We start from the raw sequence: 14,878 nt of genomic DNA, 5'->3' as shown, positions 1-14,878 counted from the left end.
CCTGTTGTTTGAGGCGCGGGGTGCGCCTTTGACGCTCTGTCCCTTCGCGCAACGCGAAAGGGACGGGGACGGAGCACCGGAGGGCGCACCTGTCCTTCAGTGAGCCGCATGTCCTCGCTCTATGCTCGCGCGAACTGCGCAAGCTTGAGCGCGCACATGCGGGCGCCTTCCGGCGCTCCGTCGTGACGTCTATGCGGCGCCGGGCCGCGCTTTGCCTCCATGCGCCTGAAACTGCGCATGGCGTCAGCCGGCTCCCGGCAGGGGTCCGTAGTGACCCCGGGCGGAGCCCCGGCGCCGCCCGGGGCCGTGCTTGCGAGGCACGGACGCGGGCGCCACACCACCCCCACGCAATCCGGAGCAACCGGTTTTGCGTCCCTTACGCGGGAGCGGCGAGAGGCAAGATAAGGTCGCGCGAGGCGAGGGGGATAAGTTTTTTTCTATGCGGGATCGCTCAACTTTGAATCATTCCCGGCGGGCGATTTTCACAAGTGGGCTCTAGACCCGTTCGCGCGCGGATCAGTCGCGAACGGAGAGGCCACGTCCATGACCGAGTGCGAGTGCGATCATCATCTCCCCAATGCCGGACGGCGCGCCTTTTTCGGCAAGGCCGTGGGCGCTGCGGCGCTAAGCGTGGCCGCGACCTCCGGGCTGCAGGCCGCGACATCCGGCGTCGGCGTCAAGGAGATGCCGGCGGACAAGCGCGTGTTCATGGAGGAGGCGACCAAACTGGCGATCGAGTCGGTGGAGAAGGGATGGGGAGGCCCGTTCGGCGCCGTGATCGTGAAGGACGGCGAGATCATCGGCCGCGGCCAGAACCGCGTTCTGCTCACCGGCATTCCCGTCTATCACGCCGAGATCACCGCGATCATGGATGCCTCGGCGCGGCTGAACCCGAAGGCGCTGCTCGGCAGCGAATATGGCCCCGGCACCATCCTCGAGATGATCCCGCGCCCGGCCGGCTCGCCCGACCCCGTGCCTGAGCGCGCGAAGATGCTGAGCGGCTGCGAGATCTATATCAACGGCGCGCCGTGCCCGATGTGCATGAGCGCGATCTACTGGTCGCGCATCGACCACGTCTATTTCGCCGCCAGCCTGAAGGACACCAGCGCGATCGGCTTCGACGATGCCTTCCAGTACGAGGACTTCGCCAAGCCGTGGGCGGACCGGCGCATCGCGGTGACCGAGAATTTCGAGCGCGACACCGGCCTCAAGGCCTATCAGGCCTGGATGAACAAGAAGGATCGCCATCCGTATTGAGGCGGATGAAGCAAAGCGGGCTGGGCGCGGCGCGTGACGGTTTCGCAACTCCCCCGATCCGCTCGTCCCCGCGAAAGCGGGGACCCAGGGCGACATTCGCTGCCGATGCGGCTTCCTGGATTCCCGCTTTCGCGGGAATGAGCGGAGTTTGTTGCGCACGCTTGCGCCCACTCACTGGCAAGCGGGTAACATCACCGCATGCTCCAGATCGTCACCATCCTGATTCTCATGCTGGCCGCGCCGCTTGCGGCCATTGCCATTGAAGCCATGACGAGCGGCGGCAGCCTGATCGCGCTCGCCGGCAAATGGTTCGTGTTCTTCTTCGGATTGCGGCTCTTGATCGCCGGGCTCTACCAGCTCGCGAAGCCGGACTTCACCGCGAAGACCATCTTCCGCATCACCGATCCGAACGCGATGAAGATCGTGAGCGAATTAGGCTTCGGCAACATCGCGATCGGCGCGCTGGGCGTGCTGACGATTGTCAATGCGAACTGGATCGTGCCGGCCGCAATCACGATGGCGATCTTCTACGCGCTAGCGGGCGGCAAACATGTGATGAATGCGGAGCGCACAGTGTCGGAGAACTGGGCGCTGTGGTCGGATCTGTGGGCGGCGGTTGTGTTGGTGGTGTGGTTGGTGGTGATGTGATAGCGCGCATCTAACGAACAGCAATGCGAGAAAATCTTGTCACCGATTTCGCTTCTTCCGGGCCACGTTTTCTAGTTTTTGTTAAGTATTTTCTTGAGTTTTTGATGTCTCTCCAACACGCTACCACCCATCAACCGGTCCGTCGTTTGGAAAAGAATGCCGAGTGGTTGGCTTTTCAGTATGGCCTCGATAAGCGCAAATTGCGCTTCGGCGGCATATGCAGAAATAGTTGTGTTTAAGGTCGTAGAGACTTCGACTCCCTCCATTCGACAATTGATTGAGGAGGCAATAGGCTTTCCATCGAAAAATAGCGCTAATCCAAACATTTCTTTCGGATTCAAGAAGGGTGCTGATACTTGAAGTGCATCGTCGTTTGGGTCGGCAAGCCAATTGGCATCCAGTGATTCGATCACCTTATCGTCGTTGTACGGTCTCCAATTAAAGGTTCGCATTTTGTGATGTCCGGGCGTCCGGATAATAAAACGCACATCCTTTATAGGAGCGTTCCCGCTGTTTTGGACACGCACAACTGTTCGATTGAAGTGGTCGACATCCTGCTCTTCATACCTAATACTGAACTTGACGTTTTGTCGCCTCATCGGTGCCGTCAAATCTTCCGGCGCTGTAATTTCGAATCTTAGTCGCTTCCGCTCACGAAGACGCCTTGTCGCGATGAGGGTAATTACCGCCGCAATAATGGGGCCAATTACGGCGATCGCGGGAAGCCAGTCCTTAAGCGACATCTGAACAATACTCCCAGCGAGATCAGTCCGCCGCTTCCATTCTACCTCGGCGCGCACTTGGCATCGGCTAATTTGCGCTTGTTACCAATTGGAATAGAACATTCGGATCATTAGTGGAGCCTTGGGCGCCTCGCCTGATAGCTTCGTTTCTGTGTTCTTGTGAGTTCGATCCTGCGTAAATGAAGAACGGCGTTTGATTTCCTGACGATCTAATTTTCTCAAGGAGAGCGTAGCCCTCCTGTGGTCCTTCTTTTCGTCCCATGTCGGAAATAATCGCGGTGAAACGCTTTGCGCCGAGTTGTTCAATCGCCTGCTGGGTTGAGAGTGCAAGTGTTATCGAGTAGCCAGCGCTTTCAAAAGCCCTTCGCTCCAGGACATTGTTTTCAGGATGATCGTCAACCCAAAGCAGAGCTTTGCGTTCATTGCTGATACGGACGTCAGATCTGCGCGAGGTTTTCTCAACGGTTGCTATAATCGCACTGACGTCAATTGGACTCGGCAGACCATCGGATGTCGAAGACTTTGCTTGTGCTGCAGCCAGCAAAGCGATCGTTCTGACGTAGTTGTCTTCATTCTGGAAATCTCTCGGCGCGTAAAGCTTTGTTGGATGTTGGCTTACGAGCCAAGCAAATACTCCGAGCACGACAAAAGGAAACACCACCATAAAGTATATCAGCGGCGTTCTTTCATTGGTCGCAAATGAGCCACTGAAAGCGGTAACAAGCGATGCGAAAGCGTAAAGCAGAACAATAAAGAGCGCTATAATTCCAAGTGGGCTGCCTGACAGTGACTTTGCAGTATTGGCAAAACTATCAACAGAGCTGGCGTCCATTTCATTATCCCCCACCACCAATGCAATCATGCGTTGTGGCCGGGCTTCCGTCAACTCACTCCGCCGCTTCCACCTTCCGCCGCTTCGGGCCGCCCTTGGCCAGCACCGGCTTGAGATATTGCCCGGTGTAGCTGCGCTTCTCCTTGACCACGTCTTCCGGCGTGCCGGCCGCCACGATCTCGCCGCCGCCGTCGCCGCCTTCGGGGCCGAGATCGATGATCCAGTCGGCGGTCTTGATCACCTCGAGATTGTGCTCGATCACCACCACCGAATTGCCGGTCTCGACCAGCTCGTGCAGCACGTCGAGCAGCTTGGCGACATCGTGGAAATGCAGCCCGGTGGTGGGTTCATCCAAGATGTAGAGCGTGCGGCCAGTGGCGCGCTTCGACAATTCCTTGGCGAGCTTGATGCGCTGCGCCTCGCCCCCCGACAGCGTGGTGGCCTGCTGGCCGATATGGATGTAGCCCAGCCCCACGCGCTGCAGCGTGGTCAGGATATCGCGGATCTTCGGCACCGCCTTGAAGAAGTCCGCGCCCTCGTCGACCGTCATGTCGAGAATGTCGGCGATCGACTTGTTCTTGAAGGTGACGTCGAGGGTCTCGCGATTGTAACGTTTGCCCTTGCAGGTCTCGCAGGTGACATACACGTCGGGCAGGAAGTGCATCTCGATCTTGATGACGCCGTCGCCCTGGCAGGCCTCGCAGCGGCCGCCCTTGACGTTGAAGGAGAAGCGGCCGGGCTCGTAGCCGCGCGCCTTCGACTCCGGCAGGCCGGCGAACCATTCGCGGATCGGGGTGAAGGCGCCGGTATAGGTCGCGGGATTGGAGCGCGGGGTGCGGCCGATCGGCGACTGGTCGATGTCGATGATCTTGTCGATATGCTCCAGCCCCTCGATGCGGTCATGCGGGGCGGGGGCGTCGGAGGCGCCGTTCAGCTTGCGGGCGATCGACTTGTACAGCGTGTCGACGAGGAAGGTCGACTTGCCGCCGCCGGAGACGCCGGTGACCGCGGTGAACAGACCCAGCGGGATTTCGGCGGTGACGTTCTTCAGATTGTTGCCGCGCGCGTTGACCACCTTGATGGCGCGATGCTTCGACGGCGCGCGGCGCTCGGGAACCGGAATGCCGTATTCGCCGGTGAGATATTTGCCGGTGAGCGAATGCTTGTCGTGCATCACCTCGTCGGGCGTGCCCTGCGCCACGATGCGCCCGCCATGCACGCCGGCGCCGGGGCCGATATCGAGCACGTAATCGGCGAGCCGGATCGCGTCCTCGTCATGCTCGACCACGATCACGGTGTTGCCGAGGTCGCGCAGCCGCTTCAGCGTTTCAAGAAGCCGCGCATTGTCGCGCTGGTGCAGGCCGATGGAGGGCTCGTCCAGCACGTAGAGCACACCGGTCAGGCCTGATCCGATCTGCGAGGCGAGGCGGATGCGCTGGCTCTCGCCGCCCGACAGCGTGCCGGAGGCGCGGGCGAGGGTGAGATATTCGAGGCCGACGTCCACGAGGAAGCGCAGGCGGTCGCGGATCTCCTTCAGGATGCGGACCGCGATCTCGTTCTGCTGCTTGTTGAGCTGCGACGGGATGCCCTCGAACCATTGCGCGGCCTTGCGGATGCTCATCTCGGAGACCTGGCCGATATGCAGGCCGCCGATCTTCACGCACATCGCTTCCGGCTTCAGGCGATAGCCATTGCAGGCGTCGCACGGCACGTCGGTAAAATACTTGCCCAGTTCCTCGCGCGCCCATTCGCTTTCTGTCTCGCGGAAGCGGCGCTCCAGATTGGTGACCACGCCTTCGAACGGCTTCTTGGTGGTGTAGGAGCGCAGCCCGTCGTCATAGGTGAACTTGATGTCGTCGTCGCCGGAGCCATACAGGATCGCGTCCTGGGTCTTTTTCGGCAGCGCCTTCCACTTGGTGTCGAGGGTGAATTTGTAATGCTTGGCCAGCGCTTCCAGCGTCTGCACGTAATAGGGCGATGACGATTTCGCCCATGGCGCGATCGCGCCCTTGCGCAGCGTCATGTCCTTGTCGGTGATGACCAGTTCGGCGTCGATATGCTGCTCGACGCCGAGGCCGCCGCATTTCGGGCAGGCGCCGAACGGATTGTTGAACGAGAATAGGCGCGGCTCGATCTCGGCAATGGTGAAGCCGGAGACCGGGCAGGCGAATTTCTCGGAGAACAGCATGCGCTCTTCGGCATGGCTGCCCTTGAGGCGCTTGCCTTCGGCTGCGACGCCGCCATCGGCGAATTCCGCCACCGCCATGCCTTCGGCCAGCGCCAGCGCGGTCTCGAAACTTTCCGCCAGCCGCTGCTTGATGTCGGCACGGACCACAATGCGGTCCACCACCACGTCGATATTGTGCTTGAACTTCTTGTCCAGCACCGGCGCGTTGGCGATCTCGTAATATTGCCCGTCGATCTTCAGCCGCTGAAAGCCGCGCTTCATCCAGTCGGCAACCTCCTTCTTGTATTCGCCTTTCCGGTCGCGCACGACCGGCGCCAGGATGTAGAGGCGGGTGCCCTCGGGCAACGCCAGCACCCGGTCGACCATCTGCGACACGGTCTGGCTCTCGATCGGCAGGCCGGTCGCGGGCGAGTAGGGGATGCCGACCCGCGCCCACAGCAGCCGCATGTAATCGTAGATCTCGGTGACGGTGCCGACGGTCGAGCGCGGGTTCTTCGAGGTGGTCTTCTGCTCGATGGAGATGGCCGGCGACAGGCCGTCGATCTGGTCGACATCCGGCTTCTGCATCATCTCGAGGAATTGCCGGGCATAGGCCGACAGGCTCTCGACGTAGCGGCGTTGGCCCTCGGCATAGATGGTGTCGAAGGCGAGCGAGGATTTGCCCGACCCGGACAGGCCGGTGAACACCACCAGCGAATCGCGCGGCAGGTCGACGTCCACGTTCTTGAGATTGTGCTCGCGGGCGCCGCGAATGGAGATCACGCGGCTATCGGCGCGACGGGACGATTTGGCGCTCTTGTCGAACAGGTCGTTCATGCCGGGGTACCGGGGCTCTGCAAAGTTACGGCGGACGTCCGGCACGCGTTTCGACGCAGGCGGATGGTCAGGCGAACGTAGTGAGAACACCTGCGGTTTTCCACCCCCGGCGGCCGCATGGGCGTTATCTGTCAACAGACACCGGCCGGAACTCACGGGCCGCGCCGGAAGCTGCGCGGCTACGGGCCCATCCAAAGCAAAAGGGCCGGCGCGAGGCCGGCCCTTTGAGAGATCCGAGCGCGGATGGCTCAGTATTTCGCCATCACCGGAGCCTTGCCCCAGTCGAACCGATAGTTCACGCCAACCTTCACAGTCTGCACGCTGTCGCTGAAGGTATAAGTCTCGCTGCCAGGATCAAGATTGGCGATCGAGACGTTGCTGAAGTCCATGTAGAGATACTCGACCTTGACCGACCAGTTCGGTGTCAGTCCGTATTCGAGACCGCCGCCAAGCGTCCAGCCGCCGCGGTTCTTCGACACCGACACGAAATCGGTCGGATCAATGGCGCCGCCGTCGGTGTCACCGGCTAGCTGCGAGATCTTCGCATTCACATAACCGCCCTTGACGTACCAGAGGGCGCGGTCCATTGCCCAGCCAAGGCGGCCGGTCACGGTGTAGTAACGGCCATAGCTGACGGAGAAGATGTCGTCGTTTCCGGCGCTGCCGGGGCCGAAGAACGTCACATTGGCGCTGGGATTGAGTTCCCCAAGGTCTGCTTCAATGCCGACGACCCAGTTGCCGGCTTGCCAGTTGTAGCCAATCTGGCCGCCCCACATCCAGTCGTCCGGCTTCAGCTTCTGGCTCTGCGGCCCGCCATTGTCGAAGGTTCCTGTGGTGCCATCGACCGTGGAATCGGCCCAAGCCCAGCCGGCATGGCCGCCGACATAGAAACCGGACCAGTTGTACATCGGCGCGACGACCGGCGCGGCCTTGTAGACCGGGCGCGCGATGTCAGCAGCGTGAGCGGCCGCGGTCATCAGGACCGTTGCAGCGATCGTGTATCCAATTTTCAAGGCACGCATGAGAGCCTCCCCAGGCTTTCTGGAATCGTCCCGGGGACTATATCCGCCGTTCGCCGCGCGCGCTGTCACCCGCCTGCAACAATCGTATTCTATTCACAGTATAGGTACGCAAATAAGGAGCTGCGCATACGCGATTTCGCAACCCTTACGGTGCATAAGGGCAGGGAACCGGACTTGGCGGCGGTCGTTTTATGACCTTGAATGCCGCTGCAGTCCCGCGAGAGGGGTTTTCCATGCCGACGCGTGCGTATTGGTCGGGCCGGATCAGGCTGGCACTGGTCTCGATCCCGGTTGAAGTCCTGCCGGCCACAAAGTCCACCAGCCGGATTTCGTTCAACCAGATCCACGAGCCGACCGGCAAGCGCATCCGCTATGAGAAGGTGGTGCCGGGCGTCGGTCCGGTGGAAGCGTCGGAGATCGTGAAGGGCTACGAGGTCGAGAAGAACAAATACGTTCTCCTGACCGACGAGGAAATCAACGACGTCAAGCTCGAGGCCAAGAAGTCGATCGACCTGTCGCAATTCGTGGACGAGGATGCGATCGACGAAGTGTATTTCGACCGGCCATTCTACATCGTGCCGTCGGACGAGGATGAAGACGCGGCCGAGGCCTATATCGTTTTGCGCGACGCCTTGAAGAAGACGAAGAAGATCGGGCTCGGACAGCTGGTGGTGCGCGGCCAGGGATCGATCGTGGCGATCAAGCCCTACGGCAAGGGTCTTCTGATGGAGACGCTGCGCTATGCCGACGAGATCAAGAAAGCCGACGTATTCGACGAATTGCCGTCGAAAAAGGTCGATGCCGATCTGGTGTCGCTGGCCGAAGAGCTGATCCAGAAAAAGGCAGGCGACTTCCAGCCGGAGAAATTCAAGGACACCTATACGGCCGCGTTGCGCGAGCTGATCAAGGCCAAGGAAGAGAAGCGTCCGCCGCGCGAGATCGAGGAAGCGCAGCCGGTCTCCAACGTCATCAACCTGATGGACGCGCTGAAACGCAGCGTCGGCAAGGGCGGTGGCGACAAGGGCGGCGAGGGCAAACCCGCCGGCAAGGGCAGCGATTCCAAGTCGTCCGCATCGACCGGAAAAGCCAAGACGCCGGCAAGCAAGACCAAAACCGCCAAGAGCAAAAGCGCCAAGACTGCGAGCAAGACCGCCAAGAAGACCAGCCGCCGCAAGGCGGCGTGACGGATACCTGACCGATGCCCCGCGGATCGCTGCGCGAGTACAACGCCAGGCGGGACTTCGCGCGCACCGCCGAGCCGAAAGGCGTCGTCGGCAGGCAGAAGAAGGCATCCAAACTTCGCTATCTGATCCAGAAGCATGCCGCGCGCGCGCTGCATTACGACTTCCGCCTCGAGTGGAACGGCGTGCTGATGAGCTGGGCGGTGCCGAAAGGCCCCAGCGAGGATCCCGACGACAAGCGTCTGGCGGTCCGCACCGAAGATCACCCGCTCGATTACGGCGATTTCGAAGGCACGATTCCGAAGGGCGAATATGGCGGCGGCACGGTCATGCTGTGGGACACCGGCACATGGGAGCCGCAGGAGCAGGAGCCCGACGTCGAGGAGCAGCTCAGGAAAGGCAAGCTCGCCTTCATCCTTCATGGCGAACGGCTGCATGGCAAATGGGCGCTGGTGAAACTCCGCAAGCGCTCTCCGAAGGACAAGGACAACTGGCTGCTGATCAAGGAGCTGGACGATTACATGCGGCGCGGCGGAACGCCGTCGGCCGAGACCGAACTCACCAGCGTGAAATCCGGCCGCAGCATGGACGAGATCGCGCAAGGAAAGCGCGGGGGCAAGGCGGTCTGGCACTCGAACCGGAAGGGTGGCAGTGCGGGCAAGGACGATCCCGAGATCGTCGGCAGGACGCGCAAGGCAACAAGCGCCAAAACATCCAGCGCCAGATCATCGAGCGCCAAAGCCAGCGGCTCAAAAAAAAAGTCCGTAGCAAAGCGGTCAAAACAAGCGTCGGCAAAACTGCCGGCCTTCGTCGAACCGCAACTGGCAACGCTGGTCGACGGCCCGCCAGACGGAAATGAGTGGCTGCACGAGATCAAGTATGACGGCTATCGCGGCGTCGCCGCTATCGCCGGCGGCAAGGTCGCGATCTATACCCGCAACGGCCTCGACTGGAGCGACCGGTTCGCGCGCATCGTGCCGGCGCTGCAAAGCCTTCCCTGTCAAACAGCGCTACTGGACGGGGAGATCGCGGTCGCCGACGCGAAAGGTCATACCGATTTCGGGGCGCTGCAGGATGCGTTGTCGACCGGCCAGGGCAGCCTGACCTATTACCTGTTCGACCTGCTGGAGCTCGACGGCGAGGATCTGCAGCGGCGTCCGCTCACCGAGCGCAAACAGAAACTGCGGGCTTTGCTGAAAGGCGTCGCGGCGCCGCTGGTCTATTCCGATCACGTCGTGGGCAACGGAGCCGAAGCGTTCGCGCAGGCCTGCGCCATGAAGCTCGAAGGGCTGATCTCCAAACAGGCCGACGCGCCGTATCGCTCCGGCCGCACCCGAAGCTGGCTGAAAAGCAAATGCGGCTTCGAGCAGGAATTCGTCATCATCGGCTGGCGGCCCTCCGACAAGGCCGGTCGCCCTTTCTCATCTCTGTTGCTGGCTTTGCGCGAGGGCGACACCTTCCGCTATGCGGGCCGGGTCGGCTCTGGCTATTCGGGCGAGGGGCTCGACAGTCTTTCAAAGCAGTTCAAGACGCTGGCGCGCAAGACGCCGCCGGTGCCCGATGTGCCGCGCGATATCGCGCGCCATGCGCGGTTTCTGGAACCGAAGCTGGTGGCGGAGATTGCCTTCCGGGGATGGACGCGGGAGGGGCTGGTTCGTCAGGGCTCGTTCAAGGGGCTGCGCTCCGACAAGCCGGCCACCGAGGTGGTGAAGGAGGCGCCGGTGCCACGGCAGGAGGCGACGCAAAGCGCGAAGAAGAAGCCAGCGGCCAGGAAGGCGGCCGGTGCGAAAACAACCGCGAGCAAGAAGACCACGGTTCGCAAGGCCCCTGCGAAAACACGGGTCAGCAAGGTGCGCAAGGCGGTCAGCCCGCGCGTGGTCTCGTCGGTGCGCGACGGCGCCGAGGAGATTGCCGGCGTCCGCGTTACCCATCCGGACCGCGTGATGTATCCCGATTGCGGGATCACCAAGCGCGACGTGATCGCGCATTATCTCTCGATCGCCGACCTGATGCTGCCGCATGTTGCCGACCGTCCCTTGAGCCTGGTGCGGGCGCCGCGCGGCGTCGGCGGCGAGACGTTCTACCAGAAGCACGCATCGGACGGCTGGCCGGACGAATTCAAGGCGATTTCGATCCGCGAGAAATCCGGCAGCGACCGCTATCTCTATATCGAGGACGAGCGCGGCCTGGTGGCGGCGGCGCAGATGAGCGTGCTCGAACTGCATATCTGGTGCTGCCATGTCGACGCGGTCGAGAAACCGGACCGGCTGGTGTTCGATTTCGATCCCGACGAGGATCTTGATTTCGGTCATGTGCGCGCCGCCGCCAAGGACATGCGGGCGATGCTCAAAGAGATCGGGCTGCAATCCTTCCCGATGGTGACAGGCGGCAAGGGCGTGCATGTAGTGGTGCCGCTGAAGCCCGGGCACGATTGGGACGTGCACCGCGAGTTCGCAGAAGCGCTGGCGCGGGTGATGGCCGAGCGCGAGCCGGAGCGCTTCATCGCCAACATGTCCAAGGCCAAGCGCCGCGGAAAGATCTTCGTCGATTATCTGCGCAACCAGCGCGGCGCCACCGCGATCTCGCCATTCTCGACCCGTGCTCGCAAGGGTGCGCCGGTGGCGGTGCCGGTATCATGGGAGAAGCTGGCGCGGCTCGATAACGCGCATCCGGTCGCGGTCGGCGAGGCGCGGAAATTCATCGGCCGTAGCGACCCCTGGCCGGGCTATTTCAAACTGCGGCAGGCCTTGCCGAAGCTCAAATAACGCGCGCGGTCAGGTTGCGCGGGCGAGCGCGCCATGATAAGAACAAACCATGAACTTTGGGGTTTCGCCCATATTTCGGGGATTGAACCTCTGGACAACGCGCCCAGTTGTGGAAAAGGCCCGATGGCGCCGAGTTGCACGGGTTTGCGGCTGGGCTTCGCTCTAGGGTGCAGAGACTTTGGAAGGCGCGATTGCGCCGTGTTCGGAACGGGAGAATGTGATGGCGGGTTCGGTCAACAAGGTGATCCTTGTGGGTAATCTCGGCAAGGATCCGGAAATGCGGCGCACCCAGGATGGCCGGCCGATCGCCAATTTTTCGTTGGCGACGTCGGAAACCTGGCGTGACAAGAATACCGGTGAGCGTAAGGAAAAGACCGAATGGCACCGCGTCGTGGTGTTCAACGAGGGTCTGTGCAAGGTCGTTGAGCAGTACGTGAAAAAGGGCTCGAAGCTCTATATCGAGGGCGCGCTGCAGACGCGCAAATGGACCGACAAGGACGGCGTCGAGAAATACTCGACCGAGGTGGTGCTGCAGGGCTTCAATTCGGTGCTGACGATGCTGGACAGCAAGGGTGGCGGCGGCGACCGGGTGTCGGATTACGGCGGCGGCAGCGATTTCGGTTCGAGCGGACCGAGCAGCGGCGGCGGATCGCGCAAACCCGCGATGGCGGGCGGCGGCGGCCGCGACATGGACGACGAGATTCCGTTCTGATCGTTTTCGTGTAGCGAACCGGATTTTTCGTCCGATCATTTCCCCGCCCGGGCCCACGCTTCGGGCGGCCCGAGTTTAAACTTCGGCGGGAATCCAGCATGTTGAGCTCTGGGTTCCCGCTTTCGCGGGGACGAGCGGGGATTAAGTTGCCCGAGCTCTACCATCTGCTGAAACTGGCGCACATTCTCGGTGCGGCGGTGCTGTTCGGCACGGGCATCGGCATCGCGTTCTTCATGCTGATGGCGCATCGATCACGCAATGTCGCGGCGATTGCGGCGACCGCCACCATCGTGGTGATCGCGGACGCGGTCTTCACGGCGAGTGCGGCGGTTGTGCAGCCAGTCACCGGCATCTGGCTGGCGTATGTTGCCGGCTATTCGCTGCTCGACTCGTGGATGGTCGCCGCGGTCGCGCTCTATCTGTTCGTCGGACTGTGCTGGCTGCCGGTGCTCCGGTTCCAGAAGCGCATGCGCGATCTTGCGCTGACGGCGCTGGCAAGCGGGACCTCGCTGCCAGCGGATTACGATCGTTATTTCCGTTACTGGTTCATTCTCGGCTGGCCGGCCTTCGGGGCCATGATCGCGATCTTCTGGCTGATGATCACGCGTCCGCAACTGTGGTGAAGCCATCATGACACTCGAGCCGCTGCTGAGCGCTTCGCCCGCAATCCAGATTCACACGGCCGCAGCGCTGTCGGCCTTCGCGATCGGCCTGGTGCAGTTCGCGTCGCCGAAGGGTACGCTGCCGCATCGGACGGTCGGATGGGCCTGGGTCGCGCTGATGGCGACGGTGTGCGTCACCGCGTTCTTCATTCATGAATTGCGTGTATGGCACGAATGGAGTCCGATCCACTTGCTGGCTGTCTTTACGCTGGTAATGCTGCCAGTCGCGGTCTGGCATGCGCATCGGCATCAGGTCGCGAGCCACAAGCGCGCGATGACGTCGCTGTTCCTCGGTGCGCTGGTGATCGCGGGCATCTTCACGCTGTGGCCGGGCCGGATCATGCACAGGGTGGTGTTCGGGAGCTAGCGGTGTCGGTGGCGGCATGCGAGACTTTCTCTCATGGCCACGCTTGCAACCGTTCTCCTGCGCGCGCTGAAGGCGCATGGCGCCCGTGAAATCTTCGGCATCCCGGGCGACTTCGTGCTGCCCTTCTACAAGGCGATCGAGCAGTCACGGATCCTTGCGCATTACGAATTGAGCCACGAACCTGCGGTCGGTTTCGCGGCGGACGCCGCGGCGCGGTTCATGGCGGCATCGGCGTCGCGGTCGTCACATATGGCGCCGGAGCCTTCAATGTCGTCAACGCGGTTGCTGGCGCCTATGCCGAACGCTCTCCAGTGGTGGTGATCGCAGGCGCGCCCGGCGCGCTGGAGCGGCAGAGCGGGCTCCTGCTGCATCATCAGGCGCGGACTGTGGATACCCAGCTTGCGGTGTTCCGCGAAATCACCTGCGACCAGGCGGTGCTGACCGATCCGGCAACCGCGCCGGCCGAGATCGCGCGCGTGCTGCACAATGCGCGCGAGCGCGCGCTGCCGGTCTATATCGAAATTCCGCGCGACATGGTGGACGTCGAATGCGCTCCGGTGCGGGAGCTGAAGCGGCCGCGCGTCGATGCTGCGGCTCTCGACGAATGCGTCGACGAGATCATGTCCCGCCTGCGCGCGGCGAAACGCCCGGTGCTCGTGGTCGATGTCGAGATCCGCCGCTACGGCATCGAAAGCCGGGTCGCCGAACTGGCGCGCAAGCTCGGTCTGCCGGCGGTCACCACTTTCATGGGGCGCGGGCTGCTCGCGGGTGCGCCCGACATCGTCGCGGGGACCTATCTCGGTCTTGCGGGTGAGAAGACCGTGACTGCGCTGGTGGAGGAGTCCGACGCGGCGCTCCTGCTCGGCGTAATCCTTTGCGACACCAATTTCGCGCTGTCGAGCCGCACGCTCGATCCGCGGCGCACCATGCTGGCCAGCGACCGGCAGGTTCGCATCGGCCACCACACCTATGCCGGCCTGCCGCTCGATGTGCTGGTCGACGCGCTGATCGAACGGGCCGGCGCGGCGAAGCTGAAGCCGTCGAAGATCAAGCGGCCGCGGACGCTCTATCCGCGCGGTTTGAAGGCCGACGACAAAGCGGTGGCGCCATCCGACATTGCCTGCGCGATCAATGATCTGTTCGACCGCCACGGTCCGATGCCGATGACCGCGGACATGGGCGACTGCCTGTTCACGGCGATGGAGATCGAGAATACCGAACTCGCCGCGCCCGGCTATTACGCCGGCATGGGCTTCGGCGTGCCCGCCGGGATCGGTGCAGCGGTGGCGACCGGCAAGCGCCCGGTGATCCTGGTCGGCGATGGCGCATTTCAGATGACCGGCTGGGAACTCGGCAATTGCCGCCGCTACGGCCTCGATCCGATCGTGGTGCTGTTCAACAACTGCTCATGGGAGATGCTGCGGGTGTTCCAGCCGGAATCGACATTCAACGATCTGTCGGACTGGAATTTTGCGGCCATCGCGCCGTCGCTGGGCGGGCACGGGGAACGCGTGACCACCCGCAAGGGCTTGCGCGAGGCCCTGGAGGCGGCGATCACGCGCCGCGGACAATTCTCGCTGGTCGAGGTGATGCTGAAGCGCGGCGAGACCTCGCAAACGCTGCATCGCTTCGTGACCGGCTTCAAGGCCGCACGGGAGCGCATGGTGAAAAGCAAATAGCGGGCG

The 14,878-nt window shown here is 62.3% G+C and carries 11 protein-coding genes and 1 pseudogene; 8 read left to right on the top strand and 4 right to left on the bottom strand.

Annotated features, from left to right (window positions below):
• Positions 1-543: 543 nt before the first annotated feature.
• Positions 544-1,257, top strand: coding sequence for a nucleoside deaminase (locus tag AC5I5I_RS23280; RefSeq protein ID WP_495977093.1), 714 nt, complete (start codon positions 544-546; stop codon positions 1,255-1,257).
• 198 nt (positions 1,258-1,455) lie between these two features.
• The gene (locus AC5I5I_RS23275; protein ID WP_495977091.1) at positions 1,456-1,905 is read left to right on the top strand and encodes a DUF6790 family protein; all 450 of its coding nucleotides are present in this window, start codon (positions 1,456-1,458) and stop codon (positions 1,903-1,905) included.
• Positions 1,906-1,976: 71 nt separating this feature from the next.
• On the opposite strand, the gene AC5I5I_RS23270 is transcribed toward AC5I5I_RS23275, so the two are convergent.
• From AC5I5I_RS23270 to AC5I5I_RS23255, 4 genes are all read right to left on the bottom strand, one after another.
• A complete protein-coding gene (locus AC5I5I_RS23270) occupies positions 1,977-2,648 on the bottom strand; it encodes a hypothetical protein (protein WP_495977089.1) in 672 nt (223 codons plus the stop codon).
• Between the two features lie 67 nt (positions 2,649-2,715).
• Entirely contained in the window at positions 2,716-3,510 is a 795-nt protein-coding gene (locus AC5I5I_RS23265) for a response regulator (RefSeq protein ID WP_495977087.1), read from the bottom strand.
• A gap of 25 nt (positions 3,511-3,535) precedes the next feature.
• Positions 3,536-6,484, bottom strand: coding sequence for an excinuclease ABC subunit UvrA (gene uvrA, locus AC5I5I_RS23260; protein ID WP_495977085.1), 2,949 nt, complete (start codon positions 6,482-6,484; stop codon positions 3,536-3,538).
• A 248-nt stretch (positions 6,485-6,732) separates the two neighbouring features.
• Positions 6,733-7,506 carry an outer membrane protein gene (locus AC5I5I_RS23255; protein WP_495977083.1) on the bottom strand — a complete coding sequence of 258 codons (774 nt, stop codon included), beginning with the start codon at positions 7,504-7,506 and terminating at the stop codon, positions 6,733-6,735.
• Between the two features lie 233 nt (positions 7,507-7,739).
• Between AC5I5I_RS23255 and ku the strand changes: the two genes are divergently transcribed.
• From ku to ipdC, 6 genes and pseudogenes are all read left to right on the top strand, one after another.
• A complete protein-coding gene (gene ku, locus AC5I5I_RS23250; protein ID WP_495977081.1) occupies positions 7,740-8,690 on the top strand; it encodes a non-homologous end joining protein Ku in 951 nt (316 codons plus the stop codon).
• A gap of 14 nt (positions 8,691-8,704) precedes the next feature.
• Complete coding sequence (gene ligD / locus AC5I5I_RS23245; protein WP_495977079.1) at positions 8,705-11,452, top strand: DNA ligase D; 2,748 nt, start codon at positions 8,705-8,707, stop codon at positions 11,450-11,452.
• Between the two features lie 220 nt (positions 11,453-11,672).
• On the top strand, positions 11,673-12,164 hold the full coding sequence (locus tag AC5I5I_RS23240; protein ID WP_495977077.1) for a single-stranded DNA-binding protein: 492 nt from the start codon (positions 11,673-11,675) through the stop codon (positions 12,162-12,164).
• 146 nt (positions 12,165-12,310) lie between these two features.
• Positions 12,311-12,787: a DUF2269 family protein gene (locus AC5I5I_RS23235; RefSeq protein WP_495977075.1), complete on the top strand. Its 477-nt coding sequence runs from the start codon at positions 12,311-12,313 to the stop codon at positions 12,785-12,787.
• Positions 12,788-12,794: 7 nt separating this feature from the next.
• The gene (locus AC5I5I_RS23230) at positions 12,795-13,193 is read left to right on the top strand and encodes a DUF2306 domain-containing protein (RefSeq protein ID WP_495977073.1); all 399 of its coding nucleotides are present in this window, start codon (positions 12,795-12,797) and stop codon (positions 13,191-13,193) included.
• A gap of 33 nt (positions 13,194-13,226) precedes the next feature.
• A pseudogene (ipdC, locus tag AC5I5I_RS23225) lies at positions 13,227-14,872 on the top strand (indolepyruvate/phenylpyruvate decarboxylase).
• The last annotated feature ends 6 nt before the right edge of the window (positions 14,873-14,878 follow it).

The sequence above is a fragment of the Pseudorhodoplanes sp. genome (assembly GCF_059499825.1).
The sequence above is the reverse complement of the archived record's forward strand: the minus strand, read 5'-3'. Positions and strand labels throughout refer to the sequence as shown.